At 36.4% G+C, this 1232-nt stretch carries 1 protein-coding gene and 1 pseudogene; both read left to right on the forward strand.

Annotated features, from left to right (window positions below; all coding sequences use genetic code 11):
• Positions 1 to 458: 458 nt before the first annotated feature.
• Positions 459 to 575: pseudogene (locus FD01_RS16465) on the forward strand (restriction endonuclease subunit S); the annotation flags it as partial.
• Between the two features lie 212 nt (positions 576 to 787).
• Positions 788 to 850 carry a putative holin-like toxin gene (locus tag FD01_RS16915; RefSeq protein ID WP_235809242.1) on the forward strand — a complete coding sequence of 21 codons (63 nt, stop codon included), beginning with the start codon at positions 788 to 790 and terminating at the stop codon, positions 848 to 850.
• Positions 851 to 1232: the final 382 nt, after the last annotated feature.

Below are 1232 nucleotides of genomic sequence, written 5' to 3' on the forward strand. Positions count from 1 at the left end.
GGAATTATTTGACGCTTATTTGAGTAATCGGAACGGTATAAACTGCGCGATGACACCACTCAATAAATAGTAGATGGTAAAAGGCACATGGGCATAAAAATTTGAAAATGTGATACTTAGACGTTGAACGCTTTAATGTCGTTTTGAATCAAAGCCAAGTTGTGAGACCTGTAAGAAAATTAAAAAAGTTGGAGTTACCCTCAAATAGTTTTATTATGAGTAGTGTTGGAACAACAGATATAGTATCTAGTATTCCTAACAATATTGATAAAGTTGTGTTTAATCAAGCGTTAATCAGATTTAGAATAAATAATTGAATAACGGATTCCGAATGTTCTCTTCAATTTACAATAGATGATTTTCTGAAAAACTAGTACTAATCCCGGATCAGTCATCACTAATTTAGTTCCAATATTAGAAATTAAAAATTGAATATACTAGTCCCTCCAATAAACAAACAGTTTACAATAGGATTATTCTTTAAGCAACTCGACGACACTATTACCCTTCATCAGCGTAAGCTTGAAAAACTCCAAGAACTTAAAAAAGGGTATCTACAAAAGATGTTTTGCTGAGCTTAATTTGATCAAATTTAGGATCCTATGAAACTCCATGACTTAATTTTTATTGTTCTTGGTCAATACTTAATTCACTTGTATAATAGATTACGCAGGAAGTTTTAAGGGCGGTGGCTGTCTTTTCCCTTGCGAGGTGAGGCCCATGGGAACATGGAATAATCTTCAGGAAGGTTTCACAGTCAATGAGCGTCTTCCAGACACTCTCGTTGATGTTGCTGTTTGCAATGTTTATTTTAGCGTTGCTAACATGCATCGACAAAAGGAACAAATAAAAAAGCCGCCCCGATTATAACTTTGGCGAGTTACGGGACGACAGTATCGTTTAGTTAACTAATGCCACCGCCTTTGAAGCGGCTTGCATGGGAAGTCTTGTTAGCGCAGGGCTTCCTTTTTCTGTCTCCATTATAGCATGTCCTTTAAAAACTGGCTAACGTTTCATGCTTCGATCAGATTCAGGATCAGGTTGTTTGATTTCCGGATTCTGTTCAGCAAATGCTTGTAGCTGTTTTTGTGTTCGATTACTGATTTCATGGTGTATATCATTTAGTTTATTTTTTAGTTCTGATTTTTGTTGTGGGTTCCTTGCTTGCTGAACTTGTGTAAGCACCTAATAACAGACCGCCTATCCCTCTCAATTGCCAAGCGGTATCATGA

It is taken from the genome of Lacticaseibacillus manihotivorans DSM 13343 = JCM 12514 (genome assembly GCF_001435035.1).
Taxonomy (GTDB): Bacteria; Bacillota; Bacilli; order Lactobacillales; family Lactobacillaceae; genus Lacticaseibacillus; species Lacticaseibacillus manihotivorans.